The organism is Pyramidobacter sp. CG50-2 (assembly GCF_003612005.1).
Classification (GTDB): Bacteria; Synergistota; Synergistia; order Synergistales; family Dethiosulfovibrionaceae; genus Pyramidobacter.
In genome coordinates this window covers 1-21,250 of sequence record NZ_RAWT01000046.1, presented here as the reverse complement: position 1 = coordinate 21,250, position 21,250 = coordinate 1, and the positions used below count along the sequence as shown (strand labels likewise).

Below are 21,250 nucleotides of genomic sequence, written 5' to 3'. Positions count from 1 at the left end.
TGATCCTGCGGTTATCGTATTTTGCCGGGCGTCCACGTTGACCTGATTTCGGGTGTTCGGGCGGCAGCATTCTCTTGATTCGATTCCACTCGCTGGAGGTCAGTTCATATCTTCTCTCTTCCATGAGAAAAGTTTAAGCGATTGGATCGATTTAGGCAACTTTGACGTTTTTTAAACAAGCCCTAAATGCAAGCTTCTTTTAATTCAGATTTAATGCAACGGGGTACCGGATGTTGCGTTGCATTTACCTTGAAGAATTTCACGCCGGCGGAAGGGGAAAATAAGCAAAGTTGTGTACTGGATATTTTAAGAAAATTAGATATAATGTAGGAGAACATCACTACGAAGGAGGCCCGTTCATGGCCAGAAAAGGAGTAATTCTCGCGGCTGGACTCGGCACCAGGCTCCATCCCATGACTTTAGCCGTGAATAAACAGCTTATCCCCGTCTATGACAAACCGATGATCTACTACGCGATCTGGGTGCTGATCAAGGCCGGCGTGCGCGATATCATGCTGGTCACTTCCGAAGTTGACAAGAGCAGTTTCGAGCGGCTGCTCGGCGACGGCTCCCGCTTCGGCATCCACATGCATTACACGGTCCAATACGTGCCCAACGGTCTGGTCGACGCGTTTGTCCAGACGGAGGATTTCATCGCCGGCGATCCCTGCGTGCTGATCCTCGGCGACAACATCTTCTACGGTTCCGGGTTCCCCGCCATGCTCAGCAAGGCGTCCGCGCAGACGGAGGGCGCCACCGTTTTCGGCGCCGTCGTCCCCGATCCGGAACGTTTCGGCGTCGCTTCTTTCAACGAAGAGGGCAAGGTCCTGACGCTCGAGGAAAAGCCTGCGCATCCCAAATCGAACTGCGCCGTCGTCGGCCTGTACTTCTTCGACGGCAAGGTCATGCAGTACGCCCATGAGCTGCGCCGGCAGATCCCGGCTGACAGGGAAGTGTCGATCACCGACGTGAATCGCGTTTACATGGAGCAGGGCAAGCTCGACCTGCAGGTGTTCCCGCAGGGATTCGCGTGGCTCGACTCCGGCACGTACGACAGTCTGCTGGAGGCGTCCAATTACGTGGCGCGCGTCGAGCGCGAGCAGGGGCACATGATCTGCTGTCCCGAGGAGGCGGCTTACAGCGCCGGATTCCTCGCCCTCGAAAAATTGCGCGAGTACGGCGAGGCGGACAAGAACAACAATTACGGCCGCTATTTGACAAAGCTTTACCATCAGTTCAAGAAGTAATTTCCGCTGGCGAAAGCAAAGGCGGGGAGGAATGTTCCACGTGGAACATTCCTCCCCGCCTTTGTCTATGCGCCGCAGCGTCCGGAAAACTATGGTTGTACTTTCTCTCGGGAATCGGTATCAGTCGGTCATCAGACGCAGGACGAGCCTGGCCGTGTCTTCGAGGTTTTTGACGGTGATCGTTTCGTTGACGGTGTGCACGTCCTTCATGCCGGTGCCGAGCACGACGGGCGTGATGCCGGAAAGCGCCATCACGTTGGCGTCGCTGCCGCCGCCTCCGTCGACGCGGCGGACGGGGCAGCCGATCGCCTTGCAGGCGGCGCGCAGGCGCTTCATCAGCGGATGATCGTCGGGGCAGGCGAAGCTGACGTAGGTCGTCTTCAGCTCGCAGTCGAGCGTGGCGCCCAGATCGTCGCAGGCTTTCTGCAGGCAGCCGCGCATGTGCGCGGCCTGGGCGTTGAGCTTGTCGAGATTGCGGCTGCGGATTTCGGCGACGATCTCCGCTTTGGCGGGGACGATGTTGGTCGCGCCTTCGGACTTGAACGTGCCGATGTTGCAGGTCGTCTCCTCGTCGATGCGCAGCAGGTTCATGGCGGCGACGCCGCGGGCGGCCGCCTGGATGGCGCTGACGCCTTTTTCCGGCGCCAGGCCCGCGTGGGCGCTGCGCCCCGTGACGACGGCGTGCATCTTGATCTGGCCGGGCGCGTTGGGGACGATCGTGCCGACGTCGCCGGCGCCGTCGAGGACCACGGCTTCCCTGCCCTTGACGCGGCTGAAATCGAAATGCTTGGCGCCCAGCAGGCCCTGTTCTTCGCCGATGGTGACGATGATCTCGAAGTCGTGGCAGGGCAGTCCTTTTTCACGGACGACGGTCAGCGCCTCGACGATGCCGGCGATGCCCGACTTGTCGTCGGCGGCGAGGATCGTGTCGCCGCCGCTGGAAATGATGCCGTCTTTGACGACGGGCGCGACGCCTTTTCCGGGCGCGACGGTGTCCATGTGGCACGAGTAGATTAGCGGCTCGCCGGGCAGCGTGCCCTTGTAAAAGGCGTAAATGTTGTTGCCGGTGGAGCCTGTTTTGGCCCCGGCGCCGTCGGTGCGGACCTCGCAGCCGAGCTCCTCGAGGTCTTTGACGAGGCGTTTCTCCATGAGCCCTTCGTCGAAGCTCTCGCTGTCGATCCGCGCGTAGGCGCAGAAGTTCTTTACCAGTCGTTCGCTGTCGATCATGATTTTCTCTCCTTTTTCCATTCCGTAAGCGCAAGCGCCCGGATGATTTCGTCCCGAACGGAACGCTCCATGGCGGGGTGCTCCGGCTGAGAATGATACCACTTTTTCAGGTCTCCGTAAGCGACGGCGCAGGCGCCGCCTTCGAGGCTGAGACGGGGGGAGTCGAAGGGATCGGCGAAGACGGCCAGCGGCTGCACCGCGGCGGCGAGCCCTTTTTCCGCCAGGCGGACGTTCAGCGCCGCGGCGGCCGCGCCCGCTTGCGCGAGAGGATTGGGGATGGCGCGTTTCTCGTTGTTGTCCTCGACGCGCCACTGCGGACTTTCGATGCTGCCGAAAACACGGATCCCCCAGCCGATGCAGCGCAGCGCAAAGATCCCGCGCTGCGAAACCAGCAGGGCGTCGGCCGTTCCCGGCGGCACGGCGGGCGGGGACGCGCTACAAACGGTTCCTTCCTTTTTGCAGAGCCGCCGCAGTTTCCGGACGACGCGCTCCGTCGCGGCGGCGTCGTTGCGGCGTTTACCGATGCGTTTCGCCAGAAGGACGAAAACGAGAACGCCGGCCGCCATGAAAAAGAAAAACCGCGCATAATCCGAAACGGAGCGCAGCTTCCAGAGCTCCAGATTCATGCCGAAAAATTTGAATTCCATGAGGCGTCTCTCTCCTGTCGGTAGGATTTTGGAAACGTCTTATTCTAACACAGCCGGCTTGATAAAGTATGCAAAAAGTCTTATTGTAGTTTTGTATCCACGTATGATATAATTTCCGAAAGTGAACCCAAGATCGGGTTTACCGGCGCAGGACGCTCGAAAGAAGCTTGCGCGGCGTTATCTCAAATCACTTTATCTTTTTGAGGGGGTCAGAAACATGACTGACACTGCAGCAGCGAAGAAATCATGGGTAGACCGCTTTTTGGACGGCATCGAGCGCGTGTGCAACAAACTGCCGCCGCCCGCCATCCTGTTCTGCTGGCTCTTCCTGATCGTCGCCGTGATCGGCGCCATCTTCACCGTGACGGATTTCTCGATGATCAATCCGGCCATTTCGGATCCCGCCAAGGCGGTCGTGAAATCCCAAAACCTGTTCTCCGCCACCGGACTTCAGTGGCTTCTCGACAACATGGTCAAGAACTTCACCGGCTTCGCGCCGTTGGGGCTCGTCATCACGATGACGCTCGCCATCGGCATGTGCGAGGAGTCCGGCCTGCTTCTGGCCATGCTCAGCAAGTGCATGAGAAACGTTCCGCCCGCTCTGGTGCCCTTCGTGATCGCGTTCCTCGGCACCGTCGGCAACATCGCTTCCGACACCGCCATGGTCGTGATCCCGCCGATGGCCGCCATCGTTTACATGGGCGTGGGCAAGCATCCCGTCGTCGGCATGATCAACGGCTACGCCGGCGCCCAGGCCGGGTTCACCGCCAACCTGATGATCGCCGGCACCGACTCCCTGCTTCAAGGGCTGACCAATCAGGCCATCAAAGGCTTTATCCCCGACAGTACGTTCACGGTCGACGTGACCTGCAACTGGTTCTTCCTGATCGCCTCCACGTTCCTCTGCACTCTCGTCATCGGCGGCATCTGCACCTGGCTCGTCGAGCCCCGTTTCGGCAAGTACGAGGGCGGCGCCGACGACGCCAAGATCGAAGAGCTGAGCGACAGCCAGAAAAAGGGACTGCGCCGCGCCGGATGGGTGGCGCTGGCTTACGTTGCGCTGCTGGTCGCCGGCTTCTTCTTCGGCCCGCTGGCGAAGATCGCCGCCGACGGCTCGCGCATCTTCGTGGGATCGCCGCTGCTCAAGGGCATGATCCCGCTTCTGTTCTTCTTCTTCGCGCTGCCGGGCATCGTGTACGGTTATTCCGCCGGCACGATCAAGAACAGCGGCGACCTCAACAAAGGCATGGTCAAGCAGGCCGCGGCCATGGGCGGCTACGTCGTGTTCTGTTTCTTCGCCGGACAGTTCAACATGCTGTTCAACTGGACCAAGCTGGGCACCATGCTCGCCATCGGCGGCGCCGATTTCCTCAAGGGCATCGGCTTCACGGGGACGTCTATGTGCGTCGCCTTCATTTTGCTGGCGATGGTCGTCAACCTTTTCGTCGCCTCCGGCTCGGCCAAGTGGGCCATCTTCGCTCCCATTTTCGTGCCCATGTTCATGCTGCTCGGCTATCACCCCGGCTTTACCCAGCTGCTGTACCGGCTCGGCGACTCTCCCACCAACTGCTTCACGCCCATGAGTCCCTATATCTGGATGGTCCTGAGCGTCGCGCAGGCCAAATACATGAAGGACATCAAGATCGGCACGCTCGTGGCCAATCTCGTGCCGATCGCGTTCTTCATGCAGATCGCCTGGATCGTCTTCTTCATCGTTTGGGATTACTTCGGGCTGCCGATCGGCCCCGGCGTCTACGCCACGCTGCCCGCCGGCGTCCTGCCGCCGATGTAGAGATTCCCGTCGTCCCATCGACGACGATTCATGATTCCGGCCTGGAAACGCGGCGCTGCCTTTTTCGGCGGCGCCGCGTTTTTTGCGGCCCTCACGAACTTGCGGCGTTACGAGGCGAATCTTTGGAGGCGCTTCGAATCACCGCGTTGCCAGTGAAGTTTCTTTGATTGAAAATGCGCATTATTCAGGTTTTATCATTTTAGTTATTGCGTTTCCTCAGGAGGGTATGATATTATACATACTAAGTAAATGAGAACTCCGGGACAAAAGGACGCCGGAGGGTGAAATTTTTGCGCCGCCGTCGGGTGTTGCGCGATTTTCTGCGGATATGGAACGTTATCGTCATGATTGATAGTTATTGTTCTTTTGGGATGGAACTAAAATCTCCAAAAAGTGCCAAAGTATGATAAAATAACTTTCATGTGAACAGGCGCTTCCGGCGGGCCGTCGGCGCACTTCTTACGAAGAGTTGGGAGACGAACATGAAAACAGGCAAGAATGCCCGCGTCATGCTTTTGTCGCAGAAGCTCATGCTGGGCAGCGTTATTCTTGTGTTTTTGACGATCGGCTTTACGATCGTGATGGTCCTGCGCCTCAATCTGAAGCTTCAAAGCCACCGGATCGAGACGACGCTGCACGACCTGGGCGAAATGGTCGCCGCCAATCCGCTGGTCATTCAGGCTTTCAAGGAAGACCAGAGCAGCGAGGAATTGATCCTTTATCTGGACAATCTTATCAAGGGGCTGCGCGACGTCGACGTGATCACGCTGGCGGACATGCGTTTGCAGCGTCTGTACCACGTGAACCGTTCCCGGATCGGCGAGAATTTCGTCGGCGGCGACGAGGAACGGGTGCTGAGGGGAGAACGTTACTTTTCCCGAGCCGTCGGTTCGCTGGGCGACCAAAAACGCTATTTCGTGCCGGTCCTCGACGCGGAGACGCAGAAAGAGATCGGTTTCATCGTGGTCGCTTCGCTGATGACCAACATCGCCTCGCAGCGCTGGGAAATTTACGAAGCGCACTTCGGCGCGCTGCTGTCGATCTTGGCGATCGGTCTGCTGGCGGCATGGCTGACGGCCCGCGGCATCAAAAAATCGCTGCTGGGGTACGAACCGGAACAGCTGTCGAAGTTCTTCCTCGAGCGCGACGAAGTTCTGAATTCGCTGGAGGAGGGGATCGTGGCCGTCAATGCGGCCGGCTATATTACGCTGGTCAACAAGGCGGCGGGGACGATGCTCCACATTGCCCCGGGGGACCTGCGCGTTCGCCTCCTCGACGACATTTACCCGCAGATCCGCATCGGCGAAACGCTGGCGTCGGGGGAGCCTCTGTACAACAACGGCATCATCCTGGGCGACGTCAACATTCTCTGTAACCGCATCCCGATCAGGGAGAACGGAACGCTTCTCGGGGCGGTGGCCATCCTGCGCAACCGCACCGAACTGACCCGTATGGCGGAAGAGCTGACCGGCGTCAACCACATGATCGACGCGCTGCGCAGCAACAGCCATGAGTTCATGAACAAGATGCAGGTGATCCTCGGCCTGCTGCGCATCGGCGAGCCGGAGGAAGCCGAGCGTTACATCACCGGGATCGCCCGGGAACAGTCGGATGTGATCGCGGCGGTCCTGCAGAAGATCCAAAACAAGAACTTGGGGGCTCTGCTCCTTGGCAAAATGTCTCACTGCCGGGAGCTGGATATAGAGTTCAATCTGGTTGGTTCCAGCTCGGTCCCGGCAGTCAGCCGGTTTCTGTCTGGCAACGCCTTTGTGACGCTGGTCGGCAACCTTGTCGAGAACGCTATCGAAGCGGTGAACGCCAAGGCCAAGGGCGAAGGCGATCGTGAGGTGTCTCTGTTGGTTCACGAGGACGAGCGGAGCCTGATGGTCACGGTTGACGACACGGGAGAGGGCATGACGCCGGAAGAGATCGAACACGTAAGGCAAGGCGGTTATAGTTCCAAAGGTCGGCATCGCGGTACGGGAATGAGGCTGATTCGTTCCGTGCTCGAGTCGAGCGGCGGAGAAATGCAGATCGATTCAGAAAAAGGAGTGGGCACATCCATCACGGTGTGTTTCACCAGGGAGGGAAAACTGTGATTAAGACGATTATTGTTGAAGACGACCCGATGGTTGCGCAGATCAACCGGCGCTATCTTGACACAGCCAACGACATTCAGGTGGCTGCGGTCTTTGATAACGGCAAGGATGCGCTGGCGTATATCGAGGATGAAGAACCCGATTTGATCATCCTCGACGTGTACATGCCGGTGATGAACGGTCTGGAGCTGCTTCGCGAGATCCGCAAGGCCGACATCCAGTCCGACGTGATCATGGTCACGGCGGCCAACGACGTGAAAAACGTCGAGGAAGCCCTGCGTCTCGGCATCGTGGACTATCTTGTCAAGCCCTTCGAGTACGAGCGCTTCATGGAAGCCATCGAAAAGTACCGCAAGAAGGCGCACGTGCTGAAAGACGCTTCGACGCTGAACCAGGACGCCATCGACGCGCTTGTCAGCGTGGGCGCTCCCCAGCCCCAGGCCCCCGCGCGCGATCTGAAGAAAGGGCTTCAGCAGCGCACGCTGGACATGATCCGTTCGCATCTCGACAAGATGAAGGGCGAGACCTGCACCTGCGACACCCTGGCCGGCGTGGTCGGCCTGTCGAAGGTGACGGTGCGCCGCTATCTGAACTACCTCGCCGAAATCGGCGAGATCGACAGCTCCGTCGATTACGAGACGGGCGGACGCCCCTGCATCAAGTACTTCATCCGTCCCGACAGCGTCGAAAAGAAGGACGAGACGACGGAAGAAAGCAGTTCGAACGAAGAAGAGAAGAAATAGCGTTTTTCCGTTTTTTCCTCCTACGTGATGGGACCTTCTGCGGCTTTTGCCATGCAGGGCCGCAGAAGGGGATTTTGTGTGGGTTCGGTTTGTTTTTAAAGAAGAGACGTGGCAGACTCCGCGGGGAACGTTGTTGAAAGAACCTCGCGAGAGTCTCTGTTGTGTTGGAAAAGACTGCATTTGAAGACGGCTGAAAAGAGGCCGTCATTTTTGTGCTCACCGTCGCCGGCTGGCGCACGAACAGACGAAAATGACCGCACAGTTAGGCCCCGGCAGCGCACGTTCGCGCTGCCGGGGCCCATGTATGTGCGGCGCCTGCGTACGGGATCGCCGCGCTGAAACGCCGAAACTTCAGCAGCGGTTTCGGCAACGATGTAAGGATGAAGACGGCACCCGCCGGCGGGATTGGGCAGACAGCGGGAGCGGCTACAGCTCCGTCTCGCGGTGGGAAGCGTCGAGAAAATCGCTCTTCACGTCGCGGCAGCCGAAGATGTGAGCGCAGCAATCGGCCAGTTCGCGGCGGGCGGCGAAGATCGCCTCTTTGTTCGCGGAGGCGAAGCCGTCGATGGGAAAGAAAATGTCCTGGGACTGCGGACCGATCTTGCCCAGCTCGCTTTGCCGCCAGATCCAGCGGCGCGTGCGAATCTTCCGGCCGACCGCGTAGACAGGTTCACCGGCGGGCACCGGTTCGGCCTCGGCTTCGCCGAAGGGGACGAAGCTGTCGCCCTCGCGCGTGAAGCGCACTTCGATGTCGCCGTCCATCCGGCCGATATCGTGAGCTCCCATGGGCAGCGCGTATTTGAGCGAGAGCGCGTTGCCGAGGTCGACGACGGGATTGATGTGCGGCAGTCCTTTGCCCTTGCCGACGCGGGTGAACATGGCCTCGATAGAACTCATGAATTTGTTGGGATTGAGCTCCAGCGCCCGAAAGGCCTGCCGATAAGGCAGAATGGCCGGTTCGTCCTTGATTTTTCGCCCTTCATAGCGAGCCGCGGCCGCCGCGGCCGCCTCCGCGAGCATCGCGTCGATCTGCGGGTAAACCGCCGCGTTGTCGATGTTTCTGGCGACCACGACGCCGAAGCAGACGTCGGGAAGTTTCTCGAAAAATTGGTGCGCGACGATGAATTTCATGTGAGCCTTCCTCCTTCATGTCGCTTTTCGGCCGATTATACGGACTTTGCCGGAAGAACTCAAGTTTCCGCCTCGTGAGACCGGCTGCGGAAACGCCTTCCGCACATGAATTTGTTTTCGCCGTTCATCAAAAGAGGAGCGGCGGGCTCGGCTTGGACGGAACGGAGTGCGGAAATCTTCAGATGTCGGGCTGTTGTTTTTTTGACAGTTGTTTTCTTAAAGTTTTTCTGCTAGACTGAAAAACATAAATAAACGGCGTGAGCGTGAGATTGGAAGCATTGCGGGCATCCCGGCAGGGCCGTGCTCCGGAAATCTTGAGAATAAAAGGAGGCAGAAGAAATGAAGTTTTATGGCAAATGCGCAGCCGCAGCCGCGGCGGTGCTGATGTTCAGCGCAGCGGCCTGGGCCTTTCCCAACGAGCCGGCGGGATTCAACGGCATTGCCTGGGGTTCGCGTTGGGAAGGCATGAGCGATCAGTTCCGCGAGGCGCCCCAGGCGCCTTCGGGCGGGAAGTATTATTACGAGAGGATTTTCGGCGGCAGCGAATGGCTGGGTTATCCGCTGAATACGCTCTATTACGCTTTCCGCGACGACGGCCGCTTTTGGGGAGTGGAGGGGCAGGTCGACGACCGCAGCTCTTCCTATGCGGATGTTCTTCACTACGCCGTTCGCCGTTACGGACGCCCTCAGTACGGGACGACGAACAACGGGTACCAGAAAGCGAGCTGGTATGGACGCGACGTCACTATCGTGCTGGCAAAGACTTATCGCGGGTGGCGCTTTACGATCGGTTGGCGCGGTCCCCGCGTCGCGCCGCCGCCTCCATCGCCGCCTCCGCCGCCGCATCATGGCCGGCGCCCCGGTTACGGTCCACCGCCGCCACCACCACCACCACCACCACCACCACCACCTCCTCCTCCTCCTCCTCCTCCCCCGCGGCGTCCCGGACACCGACCTCCCCCTCCTCCGCGTCCCGGACACCGGCCGCCTCCGCCGCCGTATCACATCTGAGCCGCTGTCAGTTCGAAGAACTTGTGCCGCCGTTGTTTCGCTTCGGCGGCATTGTTATTTTTGGGGGGATGACGACGCATAAAACGCCGTTGTGCGTTATAATAAAATCGCTATGGAAACGAAAGGAGGAGTCATCATGAACGAAGTCATGAAAGCGATCCTGGAACGCCGCAGCTGTAAGAAGTATAAGCCCGATCTCGTGCCGCAGGAACTGATCGATCAGGTTATCGAGGCGGGGACTTATGCCGCTTCGGGCATGGGCAAGCAGTCGCCCGTCATCGTTGCCGTCACCAACAGGGAACTGCGCGATAAACTGTCGCGGGTGAACGCCGAGATCCGCGGCAACCCGGGCGCCGACATGTTTTACGGTGCGCCGGTCGTGTTGATCGTGTTGGCCGACACGTCCGTCCCCACCTATGTCTATGACGGCTCGCTGGTGATCGGCAATATGCTGCTTGCCGCCCATGCGCTCGGATTGGGCAGCTGCTGGATCCATCGCGCCAAAGAGACTTTCGAACGCGACGAGTTCAGGGAACTCCTGAAAAAACTTGGCCTCGAGGGCCGCTATGAGGGCATCGGCAACTGTGTGCTCGGCTATCCCGCCGAAGAGCCCAAAGCGGCGGCATCGCGCAAAGCGGGCTACGTCCGTTACGTGAAATAAAGGGATCTCCGAGAAAAAAAGCGCTTTTCCCGAGGGCGGGGAGAGCGCTTTTTTGCGTTGAGGCATTGGGAACGCCGCGATGATATAATGGGATGGATTTTAAACTTTATCGCCGGTGAAGGCATGCCCCGTAAGTCCGGAGGACCGGGGATCGGCGCCATCTGCGGCGCGCCGATCCCCGCGCGAGCGAGGCGCGCGGCCGAGGTGTCCGCCTGACGGACGCGGACGGGAGCGGCGGGGGATGCAGAGGAGGACTACGATGGAGATAAAACGCGGGCGTCTTTTCGCGCTTTCGCGGCGCTGCGCGCCGGGCGGCAACGAACTCCTCGACGAACTGGCGGCCGGCCAGGGCTGCCGCGTCGAGCGCATCGTTTCCATGGGGCAGATCACGCCCGCGGGGCAGTGGTACGATCAGGACGGCGACGAATGGGTGGCGCTGCTGCAGGGAAAGGCGCGCCTGCTCTGGGCGGACGGCGGCGAAAGCGCGCTCTCGTCCGGCGACTGGCTGCTGATCCCCGCCCATGTCCGCCACCGCGTCGTCTATACCAGCGCCGAACCGCCCTGCGTGTGGATCGCAGTCCATTTTGAAAGCGCGTAGCGAAAAAGCGCCGGAACTTTTCCCCTCTCGAAAGGTGGACAAGTTCCGGCGCTTTTTTATGCGGACGCAGCGCCGTTTACAGCACGGCTTCAGCTCCGGCTCGCAAAGCGGCGACCATCTTCTCGACCGTGCCGTCGTCGGTCAGCAGATTGGGACAGTAGAATACGGCTCGGGCAAGCACCGATTCAGTCTGTCCCATGGATTCGGGGGCATAAGATGGAGCGACGTTACCGCCGATAGTGCTTCCGCTTAAATCATTCAGGGCTTTCCAATGCTTGGCGTAATGCCATGAGTTGTCGCCGATCAGGGCGGCCGGCATGCCCTGATCTCCGGTCACGGCTTGGAATTTGCGCGCGGCTTCGGCGCTGGGAAGCAGGAAAACGATGTGCGTGGCGATATCGCCTTCGGGGTTGGGGACGACGCGGCGCTTCAGTCCCGTGTCCTTTACTCCTTCCAGCACTTTGCGCTTGGTCTCTCGCAGCAGGTTGAGAGCGAAGTCCATCTTTTTCAGCGCCACAAGCCCCAGCGCGCCTTCAATCTCGCTCATGCGGAAATTGAGCCCGAGTCCGCATTTGTCCTCGGCTCCGCGCTCGATATCGAGACGGTGCACGTGACCGTGATCGTGGTAATATTCCGCAGCCTTATAGAGATCGTCGTCGTCCGTGACGAGCGCGCCGCCTTCGCCGACGGTGACGTACTTGTTGGGGTCGAAGCTGTAGGTTCCCCACAGGCCGAAGGTCCCCAGCGCTTTGCCGTGATAGGTGCCGCCGGTCACTTCGCAGCTGTCTTCGACGACGGGAACGCCGTATTTCTTTCCAAGCGCCAGGATCGGATCCATGTCGGCAGCGGCGCCAAACATGTGCACCGGCATGATCGCTCTGGTACGGGGCGAAATCTTACTTTCCACCGATGCCGGGGCCATGCCCAGCGTTTCGTCGATATCGGCCAGCACGGGGACGGCTCCGCAGGCGACGATGGCTTCCACGGTGGCGATAAAAGTGAAAGCCGACGTGATGACCTCGTCGCCGGGCCTTATGCCCATGGCTTTGAGCCCGACGAAAAGCGCCGAGGTCCCGTTGCTGACCGCCTGCACATGTTTGGCGCCCAGTCGTTTGGCCAGCGCCGTTTCGAATTCGCTGACGCGGTAAACGCCGCCGCGGGCGGCATGGGAAGAATAACGGTGGAGCATTTTACGGCGGATCACGTCGACGACGGCATCCGCTTCCATCTGATCGAAAATTTCCGTACCGGGCATGCGGTTTCCTCCTTCGAAAATGAAAACGATATGAAAAGACGCGGGGAGTCCTTTTGTCCGCCGACCCCGTTCAGCCGGCGATGATCCTGCGGTAGATCGACTCGACGTATTCCGGCGTGGCCTTTTTCTTCCAGCACTCGAGTCCAAAGCAGCTCTGCCACAGCTTTTCCATCCCCAACGCGGTCTTCGTCATTTGGGGAACGTCCGCTTCGCCGAGACCGTAATCCCTGGCCTTGGGCAGCGAACGATGATTGGCCGCGAAAAAATCCAGCGTGTCGTCGTAGCCGTCGGGGTAAAGATCTTCCAACGCCAGCATGGACAGGGTGACCGCCACGCTGTGGGGCAGGAACGGAGCCGAGTTGCTCAATCCGTAGGAAAGAGCGTGAGGAACACCCACCCGCCCGCCGACGCTGCTCGTACCTCCCAGTACGGAAGCCATGGCGGATTTGACCGCTCTCGCCGGGTCATATTCGGCAAGATCGCAGCCGAGGACCTCGCGGGAGAGGTGAAGCCCGTCGAGAGCGTCGAGGATCGCCTGCGGCTGGCTGGTCTTGCTCTTGGAAATCTCGTAATGATGGAAGTAACAGTCCATCATGGTGTAAAAACGGTTGAACGACGGAGCGCCGGCCGAAAGCCCCGGATCGATGATCGCGAGTCTCGCTTCCACGAGCGCGTTGTTGATGCCGAGCTTTTTCTCCGGCCCGCGCATCACGGCGATGGGCGTGATCTCGGCCCCCGTCCCGTTCAGCGCGGGAACGGCCCACACGTCGACGCCGCGTTCCATTTTCAGGCCGTAGCCCTGATAATCCTGGGCGCGAAGAGGATTGGCGACGCAGATTCCCGCCGCTTTCGCCAGATCCATCGTGGAACCGCCGCCGACGCCGACGATCACGTCGCAGCCGCCGCGATCGGCGCGCAGGATGTCGACGAGCGCGTCGACGTCGCCGGTGCGAACTTCCGAATAAGAGGCATTGAAGACGAAATTTCTATCCTGTTCAAAAATCATGGCGAAGGCTGGCTGGACCTCGAGAGCTTCATCGACGACGAAAAAAGCCTTTTTGCGCCGTTCTCGAAGCAGCTCGAAAAGACGCGCGAGACCTTCGTCGGAGAGGATGACCTCGGTGGGGACGTCGACCCGCCACCAGCGCTCGAGCCGGGGAAAATTGCGAAGACTTTCAGGCGCTTTTATCATTTTGTCCCTTCCTGATGCGATATGGCCGCTAAAATCGTCATGGGCGCAAGGCCGCTTTTTCACCGAGAAGCGCCAGATATTCCTCGATGCGTTTCAGGTCGTCGGGAACGTCGATCTCGATCGTGTCGCGTTCGATCGGCAGACAACGGATCTTGAAGCCTCGTTCCAGAACGCGCAGCATTTCCAAACTTTCGGCTCGTTCCAGCGGCGTCTGCTGCCCGCAGGCGAAGTCGAGCAAAAAAGAACGCTTCCAGCCGTAAGGGCCGATATGCTTGTACCAGACGCCCTCTGCGTCTTTGCGAGGATACGGGATCGGCGAGCGGCTGAAGTAAAGCGCTCTGCCGCGTTGGTCGAAGACCGCCTTGACGACGTTGGGATTGACGACTTCTTCGCGGCGTTCGATGCGCTTGACCAGCAGCGCCAGCTGAACGTCGTCCTCTTCGAGAGCGCCGACAAGCGGCTCGATCATCGACGCGTCCACAAGCGGATCGTCGCCCTGCACGTTGATCACGTACTGCGAAGGGATACGCTCCGACACGTAGGCTACGCGGTCGCCACCGCTGGGAAGATCGCTCGGAGTCATCATGGCTTCGCCGCCGTCCCCTGCTACTGCGAGGGCGATGCGTTCGTCGTCGGTCGCCACGATAACGCGGTCGATCAGAGGACAGCCGCGCACGCCGCGAAGCACCCTCAATATCAGCGGGACTCCGGCGACGGGAAGCAGCGGTTTGCCGGGCAGGCGCGTGCTCCCGTAGCGTGCGGGGATGACGGCAAGAGTTCGAAGAACCATGGAAAAAATCCCCCTTTGATTTTCGCTTACAAAAAAGTATCACCGACAAAACGTAAAAAGTGGCATGTAATTAAAATATCGTGTTATAAAATTCCGCAGTCTTCTTGATTTTTTCGCTTGACTGGACAACGAAAGCTCTCCAAATTCTGCGCGGGAGAGCCGCAAAGCGGGCTGCGCGGTTCGCTTTGTGAAGTTCCTCCGCAGCGCCTTTGAGTTCGATCTTCCAATAAAGAACCAGTATTGGCGCGGAAAATTGTTTGACCTCCGGTGTTGAAAGTTGCTCTTGCCGCCGAAAGCTTGTTCGCGAACGTTCCCCGTGGAACGTTCCCTGTGAAAAAACGTTGCAGAGCCTTTTCATGACGGATATCATTTTTCGTATGTCATTTTGCCGCCGGAAGGGTTTCCGTAAAAAGAGCCTCTTCCCAGATCCGCGATCTGCGGTATAATATTTGCTTTATAGAAGCAGTGCTTTCTCATGCGGCGGTTCGCGAAAGCCGTATCGTTAAAATTTTTCGACACGCAGGAGGTACGGATCGATGTCTGAATCTATCAAGGGACCGCGCGGAGTCCGCGACATTCTTCCCGACGAGTCTTGGAAATGGGCCTATGTGCTCGGCCGCGCCGCGGAAACGGCGGGCAGGTTCAATTACAGCGAGGTCCGGCTTCCGATCTTCGAGCATACCGAGCTTTTCAGTCGCGGCGTGGGCGACACGACCGACATCGTGGAGAAGGAAATGTACACCTTCACCGACAAGGGCGACCGCAGCATCACGCTGCGTCCGGAGATGACGGCCGGCATGATGCGCAGCTACGTGGAGCACTCGCTCGGCGTGCCCGGCGGCAACCCCGCCAAGCTGTGGGGCGCGGGGCCGATGTTCCGTTACGAGCGCCCTCAGAAGGGGCGCTACCGCCAGTTCTGGCAGCTCGACTACGAGGAGATCGGCTCCGAGAGCCCGCTCGTCGACGCGGAGGTGATCATGACTGCCATCGAGCTGTTCCGCACTCTGGGGATGCGGAACCTCGAGGTGGTGATCAATTCCGTGGGCTGCCCCAAGTGCCGCCCCGTCTACCGCGAGAAGCTGATCGGCTATCTGCAGGGGCGGTGCGACGAACTCTGCGACACCTGCAAAAGCCGTCTGCAGCGCAACCCGCTGCGCGTGCTCGACTGCAAAGAAGACCGCGAGATCGTCGCCGGCGCGCCCGACATTTTCGACAGTCTCTGCGACGAATGCGCCGAACACTTCAAGACCGTCACCGCGGCGCTGACCCGGCTGGGCGTCAAATACACGCTCGACAAAACGCTGGTGCGCGGCCTCGACTATTACACCAAGACCGCTTTCGAGGTCAAGTCCGGCGACCTCGGCGCGCAGAGCGCCGTGTGCGGCGGCGGGCGCTACGACAACCTGGCGGAGGCGATCGGCGGGCCGCACGTGCCGGGCGTGGGCTTCGCGGCCGGACTCGACCGCGTCATCCTCGTCATGGGCGAGCAAGGCTGCTCGTTCGGCGCGCAGCCGGCGCTCGACGCCTACGTGGTCTGCCCCGACGATTCGGCGCGGCTGAACGCCGTGGAGCTGCTCTACGCGCTGCGCCGCGCCGGGCTGAGGGCCGACATGGACTACGCCGGCCGCGGCATGAAGGGGCAGATGAAAACGGCGGTCGCCAGCGGCGCCAAAGCTGCCTGCATCCTCGGCGGCGACGAGATCGCGCGCGGCGTGGCCGCGGTGCGCGACTTGAGCGCGGCGGCGCAGGAAGAAGTGCCTCTCGCCGACGTGCCCGCCCGCGTGGCGTCTCTGGCCGGCACACGGTAAAAAACGCGAAGCGCCGTTCCAACGCGGCGCTTCGTTGGACTTTTTTGAACAGACAAGGGAGTTTGGAGAAAAATGCGCAAGGGAATTTTCGATTCAAGCTGGAAGCGAACCGTCAAATGCGGGCTGGTCGGCGAAGAGCTGGTCGGCAAGGAGATCGTGCTCAACGGCTGGGTCCGCAACCGCCGCGACCATGGCGGCGTGATTTTCATCGAGCTGTGGGACAAGTCGGGCAGCGTGCAGGTGGTCTTCACGCCGGAGGTGGACGTGCAGATGCACGCCGACGCAGGCGATCTGCGCAGCGAATACGTGATCGCCGTGAAAGGCAGAATGCGCGTGCGCCCCGACGGCATGATCAATCCCCATATGACGACCGGACGCTGGGAGATGGTGGCGAGCGACTTCCTGCTGCTGTCGGCGGCCGCGCCGATCCCTTTCGAGATCGGCGACGAGACGGAAAACGTCGACGAAAACCTGCGTCTCACCTACCGTTATCTCGACCTGCGCCGCGAGCGCATGCAAAACAACCTGCGCACGCGCCACGAGGTGGCTCAGTACACGCGCGCCTATCTGAACGGCCGCGATTTCACCGAGGTGGAAACGCCGATCCTGATGAAGTCTACGCCCGAAGGCGCGCGCGACTACCTCGTGCCCAGCCGCGTCGCGCCCGGCTCGTTCTACGCGCTGCCCCAGTCGCCGCAGCTGTTCAAGCAGATCCTGATGATCTCCGGCATGGACCGTTACTATCAGATCGCCAAATGCTTCCGCGACGAGGACCTGCGCGCCGACCGCCAGCCCGAGTTCACGCAGGTCGATCTGGAGATGAGCTTCGTCACCGAAGAAGACGTGTACGATCTGCTCGAGGGCTACGTCGTCGGCCTGTGGAAGAAGATCCTCGGCGTCGAAATCGCGGCGCCCTTCCGCCGCCTCGGCTACGGCGAGGCGATGCGCCGCTTCGGCAGCGACAAGCCCGACCTGCGCATCCCCTTCGAAATTCACGACGTCACCGCCGCTTTCGAAAGCACGAGCTTCGCTCCCTTCCAGAATCTGATCGCCAACGGCGGCGTGATCCGCACGATCTCCGTGCCCGGCGGCGCCGCATGGTCGCGCAAGCAGTGCGAGGACGTCGCTGCCGCCGGCAAGAAGCTGGGCGCGCCCGACGTGGCGTTTTTCCAGATCAAGGAAGGAACGCTCAAGGGGCCGCTGGCCAAATACCTCGACGACGAACACAAGGCGCAGTTCCTCGAACTGGCGCAGGCGCAGAACGGCGACGCGATTTTCCTGATCGCCAACGTCGACGCCATGCTGGTCGCCACGGTGCTGGGGCAGCTTCGCCTCGACGTCGCCAGGGCGCACGGCCTGGTGCGAGAGGGCTGGGAGTTCCTCTGGGTCACCAACTTCCCGCTGCTGGAGTGGAGTCCCGATGAAAACCGCTGGGTGGCCACGCATCACCCGTTCACCCAGCCCAACCCCGAGGACCTGCCCTATCTCGAAAGCGATCCCGTGCGCTGCGGCTCGCGCACCTACGACCTCGTGCTCAACGGCATCGAGGTGGGCGGCGGCTCGATCCGCATCCACGACGAAGAAGTGCAGGAAAAGGTCTTCAAGTGTCTGGCCTTCACGCCCGAAGAAGCGCGAAGCCGTTTCGGTTTCTTCCTCGACGCGCTCAAGTACGGCACGCCGCCCCACGGCGGGCTGGCCATCGGTTTCGACCGCCTCTGCATGCTGCTGTGCGGCTGCAAGGGCATTCGCGAGGTGATGGCCTTCCCCAAGACGGCCAAGGCCCAGGACCTGATGGCCGGCGCGCCTTCGCCGGTCGAATCGCTTCAGCTCGACGAGCTGGGCATCTCCGTGCGCGCGTTCGCCGCCGCAGCGAAAAAGTGATTTTCGCGAAAAACGTGAAACGCCGCGTCCCCCGTGAAAAGGACGCGGCGTTTTTTGTGCGGCGGCGCGCGGTGTGTTAGAATCGTTTTGTTGCGAAGCGTCGGCAGATCCGGCGCGTAAAGATCGTCGAAAGGAGGTGAATGGATGAACGAAAAAAACATGCCCAAGGAGTTCTGGCAGCGCGCCGACAGCCTGCAGAAGCGCACCGGCTATCAGTTCCGCGATCCCGAGCTGCTGCGCCTGGCCTTCACGCAGCGGTCCGGCGCCGGCGGCCAGAGCCCGAGCATGAACAACGAACGCCTCGAATTCCTTGGCGACGCCGCCTTGGGGCTGCTGGTCGGCGAGGCCCTCTACCAGGAATATCCCGAGGCCGACGAAGGTTTTATGACCATCGAGCGCTCCAAATTGGTCTGCGGCCGCAATCTCAGCGCCTGGGGCTACGAGGCCGGCTTCGACCGGATGCTGCGCGTGTGCGAGGGCGTGGAAGTTTCCGACGCCATGGTGGAAGACTCGGTCGAGGCCGTGGCCGGCGCCTTTTTTCTCGACGGCGGGCTGGACGCCGTGCGCGCGCTGCTGCAGAGCTTTGCCGACTACCCCGACCAGGGCGCGGGCTTCGATTCGCGCCGCCACCTCGAGCGCGACTGCTCGTACGAAAAGCTCGGCGCGCCGCGCTACAGCACGATGCGCCGCCGCGCCAACGGCAAGATCATCTTCGAGAGCACCGTCTCCCTCGACAAAGAGCCCTCGGGCACGGGCCTCGGCGCCGACCGCACCGAGGCGGAGCGCAACGCCGCGCGCGACGCCATGTGCCGCCTCAGTCACGCTTCCGCCGAGGAACAGAAAAAGCGCGCCGTCGTGCTGCGCGCCCGCTACCGCCGCGTCCTGCCCCGCCATGGGCAGCCACCCCGCGGCCGCAGTGCGGCCGGCGCGAGCGAGGCCGAAAACGCCGCCGCGGAAAAGCCCGTCCTCGTCCGCGACGGCGTGGAATACCGCATCGTCGCCAAAGACGGTCCCGAGCACAAGCCGGTGTTCACCGCCGCGGCGTTTCGAAACGGCATCCGCGTCGCCGAAGCCGGCGGCCCGTCGAAGAAGGACGCGCTGAAAGCCCTGGTCCGCGAGGTGGGCAAAGCCGCCGTCCGGCAGACGAAGCGCGGCGCCGACGCTTTCAGGGACCTGGAGCTTGCCGGCCTGAAAAACAGCCCCGAGCTGAAAGGCCGCCTGCAGACCTGCTGCGAGCGCCTCGGCATCGGCCAGCCCCATTACGTCGATCTGCCCTCGCCGGGCGGCAAAAGCCCCCTGTTCTTCGTGGAACTGCAGCTGAGCGGCGAGCCGATCGTCAGCGGCAGCGGCCAGAGCAAGCGCGCCGCCGGCCAGGCCGCCGCCTGGAAAATGCTGCAGCTGCTCGCCGCCGACGCCCTCGGGGAAAGCGGGCGGCTGAACGCCGACCTGCCTCAGCTACAGGCCCGTCTGGAGAGCGCTTTTCGCGCCGTCTGCGAGCGCGGCGGCGAGAAAGATCTGCGCGTCGAGATCGCCTCCGTTGCCGGGCAGGACGAAATGCGCCGCGCCCGCGTCTTTTTCGGCGACCGGTTCTGCACCGAAGTGCCCGGCCTCGGCGAAAATCAGGCCCGCCTGCTGGCCCTGTTCAGGGCCGTCACGCAGACCCGGCGCTGGAAGGACGTGCTGCGCGAGCTGAAGCTGAGCGCGCCCGCCGGCATGTCGCCGCAGAACGTCCGTCCCGACCTGCTGCTGGAAGAGCGTCTGAAAAGCTCGCGCCGCGGCCCCGCCGAGATCCTGTCGCTGCGCGCCGGCGGCAGCGAAGACCTGCGCCTGTACCGCACCGGCCTGTTCGTCAGGGGCGATCTGGCCGCCTGCATGACCGCTCCCGGCAAGAAAATCGCCGAGCAGGCGCTGGCGTTGCTGCTGCTTGACCGCGCCGCGCGCGAAAGCGCGCTCGTGCCGCCGCTCAAAAAAGAAGCCCCCGCCGCCCGTACCGCGCCGAGCGCCCCGCACGAGCGCCGCAAGCCGCGCCGCCGCGCGCCGGTCGCCCCTCTGCCTTTGCCCGAAGCGCCTCAAAAGAAAATCCGCCTCGGGCAGCGCCTGACCGACTGGCTCTACCGCATGGGCGAAAAATACACGAAGAGCTGATCTCCCCGCAAACTCCCGATATACCAGGCCCCGTCGGCGCGGAATATACGATCCCCGCGCCGGCGGGGCTTGGTGTTCGCCGTGCCTTCTGCTTTCGACCGTCCGTAATCGTTTGTGCCGGCGCTGTTCCGGACCGCGGCAGACGCGTCTTCATTTTCTTTGCGATGGCCGCTTGCCAGGGAAAGGCGTTTTATGTTGAATTATTCTCAACACTTTTTGGAGGGGGCAAAAATTATGAAAACGGCAAAGCGGTTGGTTGGAACGGCGGTGGCGGCGGCGCTGCTGGCGGGGAGCGGGGGGCAGAGCCATGCGGCGGCTATCGAGCTGGACGCGAACATACCGAATTTTACGTTCAACAGTTCGGAACATCCTGGTTTTGTGAACGGCGTAACCATAAACGTCGGCGAAGACGCGGCCACTGGTACTCGGGCGGGGGGTAACTACACGGTTAACGCCGTTGGAGAGATCAATCAGCCGGCAGAATCCAAGCTGATGCGGTTTAAGAATGATACGGGGTACGCATTTGACACGGTTACAATGAATTTAAACGAGTTGAAGATAGTGAATGGAGCTATGTCAGGAATATATATGGAGGAAAACAGCTCCGCTTCAATCAAGAACTACGTTCAAAAGAATCGGCTCAAATTGACCGTTCCCAGTCATTTGAACGTGAACGGCATTTACGTCGGCGGAAATTCCCGGCTGGATATCGGTAACCTCACGGTGGACAGCATTATCGACGCTTCCGGTATTACAAAACCGAGCTTTGCCCACAACGGCATCTATGCCGGCGCGGCCGGCGCCGTCATCAACGTCACCGGTAACGCTTACATCAACACCAACATTCCCGGCGGGGCGCAGGAGGCGTACGACGGCGAGTACGGCGCCGGCGTGGCCAAGAACGACGCCGTCAGCGGCAAGTACGGCGGCGTCGTCAACCTCAACATCAAACCCGGCACGACGGAGATCCTCGATCCGAACAACGTCGTTCAGATCCTCGGCAATATCGACGTCAAAGATGGC

General features: G+C 60.9%; 17 protein-coding genes. 10 read left to right on the top strand and 7 right to left on the bottom strand.

What is annotated here, in order from left to right:
• Positions 1-359: 359 nt before the first annotated feature.
• The gene (rfbA, locus tag D7D26_RS09425) at positions 360-1,247 is read left to right on the top strand and encodes a glucose-1-phosphate thymidylyltransferase RfbA (protein WP_120372885.1); all 888 of its coding nucleotides are present in this window, start codon (positions 360-362) and stop codon (positions 1,245-1,247) included.
• Between the two features lie 120 nt (positions 1,248-1,367).
• Here rfbA and D7D26_RS09420 read toward each other — a convergent pair whose 3' ends face one another.
• Both D7D26_RS09420 and D7D26_RS09415 read right to left on the bottom strand, forming a co-directional pair.
• Positions 1,368-2,474 (bottom strand): M20/M25/M40 family metallo-hydrolase, encoded by a 1,107-nt coding sequence (locus D7D26_RS09420; RefSeq protein ID WP_120372884.1) that lies wholly within the window; start codon positions 2,472-2,474, stop codon positions 1,368-1,370.
• A complete protein-coding gene (locus D7D26_RS09415; RefSeq protein ID WP_078016037.1) occupies positions 2,471-3,121 on the bottom strand; it encodes a nuclease-related domain-containing protein in 651 nt (216 codons plus the stop codon). The genes D7D26_RS09420 and D7D26_RS09415 overlap by 4 nt, the downstream gene beginning before the upstream one ends.
• A gap of 217 nt (positions 3,122-3,338) precedes the next feature.
• Here D7D26_RS09415 and D7D26_RS09410 point away from each other — a divergent pair, with 217 nt between their 5' ends.
• The 3 genes from D7D26_RS09410 to D7D26_RS09400 all read left to right on the top strand — a co-directional run bounded on the left by D7D26_RS09410 (position 3,339) and on the right by D7D26_RS09400 (position 7,755).
• On the top strand, positions 3,339-4,913 hold the full coding sequence (locus D7D26_RS09410) for an AbgT family transporter (RefSeq protein ID WP_120372883.1): 1,575 nt from the start codon (positions 3,339-3,341) through the stop codon (positions 4,911-4,913).
• A 482-nt stretch (positions 4,914-5,395) separates the two neighbouring features.
• Positions 5,396-7,012 (top strand): ATP-binding protein, encoded by a 1,617-nt coding sequence (locus tag D7D26_RS09405; protein ID WP_120372882.1) that lies wholly within the window; start codon positions 5,396-5,398, stop codon positions 7,010-7,012.
• On the top strand, positions 7,009-7,755 hold the full coding sequence (locus D7D26_RS09400) for a response regulator (protein WP_078016041.1): 747 nt from the start codon (positions 7,009-7,011) through the stop codon (positions 7,753-7,755). Before D7D26_RS09405 ends, D7D26_RS09400 begins: the two co-directional genes overlap by 4 nt.
• A 426-nt stretch (positions 7,756-8,181) precedes the next feature.
• Here the strand turns inward: D7D26_RS09400 and D7D26_RS09395 are convergent, their stop codons facing one another.
• Entirely contained in the window at positions 8,182-8,886 is a 705-nt protein-coding gene (locus tag D7D26_RS09395) for a B3/B4 domain-containing protein (protein ID WP_120372881.1), read from the bottom strand.
• A 781-nt stretch (positions 8,887-9,667) separates the two neighbouring features.
• Positions 9,668-9,796, bottom strand: a complete 129-nt coding sequence (locus D7D26_RS12780; RefSeq protein ID WP_255415986.1) for a hypothetical protein — start codon at positions 9,794-9,796, stop codon at positions 9,668-9,670.
• A gap of 237 nt (positions 9,797-10,033) precedes the next feature.
• Between D7D26_RS12780 and D7D26_RS09390 the strand changes: the two genes are divergently transcribed.
• Positions 10,034-10,558, top strand: coding sequence for a nitroreductase (locus tag D7D26_RS09390; RefSeq protein ID WP_078016043.1), 525 nt, complete (start codon positions 10,034-10,036; stop codon positions 10,556-10,558).
• A 259-nt stretch (positions 10,559-10,817) separates the two neighbouring features.
• Positions 10,818-11,156, top strand: coding sequence for a cupin domain-containing protein (locus D7D26_RS09385; RefSeq protein ID WP_078016044.1), 339 nt, complete (start codon positions 10,818-10,820; stop codon positions 11,154-11,156).
• A gap of 76 nt (positions 11,157-11,232) precedes the next feature.
• Here D7D26_RS09385 and D7D26_RS09380 read toward each other — a convergent pair whose 3' ends face one another.
• The 3 genes from D7D26_RS09380 to kdsB form a co-directional block, all read right to left on the bottom strand.
• Positions 11,233-12,411, bottom strand: coding sequence for a DegT/DnrJ/EryC1/StrS family aminotransferase (locus tag D7D26_RS09380; RefSeq protein WP_120372880.1), 1,179 nt, complete (start codon positions 12,409-12,411; stop codon positions 11,233-11,235).
• Between the two features lie 70 nt (positions 12,412-12,481).
• Positions 12,482-13,603: an iron-containing alcohol dehydrogenase gene (locus D7D26_RS09375; protein ID WP_120372879.1), complete on the bottom strand. Its 1,122-nt coding sequence runs from the start codon at positions 13,601-13,603 to the stop codon at positions 12,482-12,484.
• A 37-nt stretch (positions 13,604-13,640) separates the two neighbouring features.
• A complete protein-coding gene (gene kdsB, locus D7D26_RS09370; RefSeq protein ID WP_120372878.1) occupies positions 13,641-14,393 on the bottom strand; it encodes a 3-deoxy-manno-octulosonate cytidylyltransferase in 753 nt (250 codons plus the stop codon).
• Between the two features lie 536 nt (positions 14,394-14,929).
• Between kdsB and hisS the strand changes: the two genes are divergently transcribed.
• From hisS to D7D26_RS12170, 4 genes are all read left to right on the top strand, one after another.
• Positions 14,930-16,201, top strand: a complete 1,272-nt coding sequence (gene hisS, locus D7D26_RS09360; protein WP_120372876.1) for a histidine--tRNA ligase — start codon at positions 14,930-14,932, stop codon at positions 16,199-16,201.
• A gap of 72 nt (positions 16,202-16,273) precedes the next feature.
• Positions 16,274-18,082 carry an aspartate--tRNA ligase gene (gene aspS, locus D7D26_RS09355; protein WP_120372875.1) on the top strand — a complete coding sequence of 603 codons (1,809 nt, stop codon included), beginning with the start codon at positions 16,274-16,276 and terminating at the stop codon, positions 18,080-18,082.
• A 144-nt stretch (positions 18,083-18,226) separates the two neighbouring features.
• Positions 18,227-20,227: a putative dsRNA-binding protein gene (locus D7D26_RS09345; protein ID WP_120372873.1), complete on the top strand. Its 2,001-nt coding sequence runs from the start codon at positions 18,227-18,229 to the stop codon at positions 20,225-20,227.
• 234 nt (positions 20,228-20,461) lie between these two features.
• The coding region (locus D7D26_RS12170; protein WP_147413064.1) for a hypothetical protein at positions 20,462-21,250 on the top strand (789 nt) is incomplete at its 3' end.

What these genes read in the sequence shown, in the direction of transcription:
- rfbA (WP_120372885.1), top strand. Translation starts at nt 360, where the DNA reads ATGGCCAGAAAAGGAGTAATTCTCGCGGCTGGACTCGGCACCAGGCTC.
- D7D26_RS09420 (WP_120372884.1), bottom strand. Translation starts at nt 2,474, where the DNA reads ATGATCGACAGCGAACGACTGGTAAAGAACTTCTGCGCCTACGCGCGG.
- D7D26_RS09415 (WP_078016037.1), bottom strand. Translation starts at nt 3,121, where the DNA reads ATGGAATTCAAATTTTTCGGCATGAATCTGGAGCTCTGGAAGCTGCGC.
- D7D26_RS09410 (WP_120372883.1), top strand. Translation starts at nt 3,339, where the DNA reads ATGACTGACACTGCAGCAGCGAAGAAATCATGGGTAGACCGCTTTTTG.
- D7D26_RS09405 (WP_120372882.1), top strand. Translation starts at nt 5,396, where the DNA reads ATGAAAACAGGCAAGAATGCCCGCGTCATGCTTTTGTCGCAGAAGCTC.
- D7D26_RS09395 (WP_120372881.1), bottom strand. Translation starts at nt 8,886, where the DNA reads ATGAAATTCATCGTCGCGCACCAATTTTTCGAGAAACTTCCCGACGTC.
- D7D26_RS09390 (WP_078016043.1), top strand. Translation starts at nt 10,034, where the DNA reads ATGAACGAAGTCATGAAAGCGATCCTGGAACGCCGCAGCTGTAAGAAG.
- D7D26_RS09385 (WP_078016044.1), top strand. Translation starts at nt 10,818, where the DNA reads ATGGAGATAAAACGCGGGCGTCTTTTCGCGCTTTCGCGGCGCTGCGCG.
- D7D26_RS09380 (WP_120372880.1), bottom strand. Translation starts at nt 12,411, where the DNA reads ATGCCCGGTACGGAAATTTTCGATCAGATGGAAGCGGATGCCGTCGTC.
- D7D26_RS09375 (WP_120372879.1), bottom strand. Translation starts at nt 13,603, where the DNA reads ATGATAAAAGCGCCTGAAAGTCTTCGCAATTTTCCCCGGCTCGAGCGC.
- kdsB (WP_120372878.1), bottom strand. Translation starts at nt 14,393, where the DNA reads ATGGTTCTTCGAACTCTTGCCGTCATCCCCGCACGCTACGGGAGCACG.
- hisS (WP_120372876.1), top strand. Translation starts at nt 14,930, where the DNA reads ATGTCTGAATCTATCAAGGGACCGCGCGGAGTCCGCGACATTCTTCCC.
- aspS (WP_120372875.1), top strand. Translation starts at nt 16,274, where the DNA reads ATGCGCAAGGGAATTTTCGATTCAAGCTGGAAGCGAACCGTCAAATGC.
- D7D26_RS09345 (WP_120372873.1), top strand. Translation starts at nt 18,227, where the DNA reads ATGAACGAAAAAAACATGCCCAAGGAGTTCTGGCAGCGCGCCGACAGC.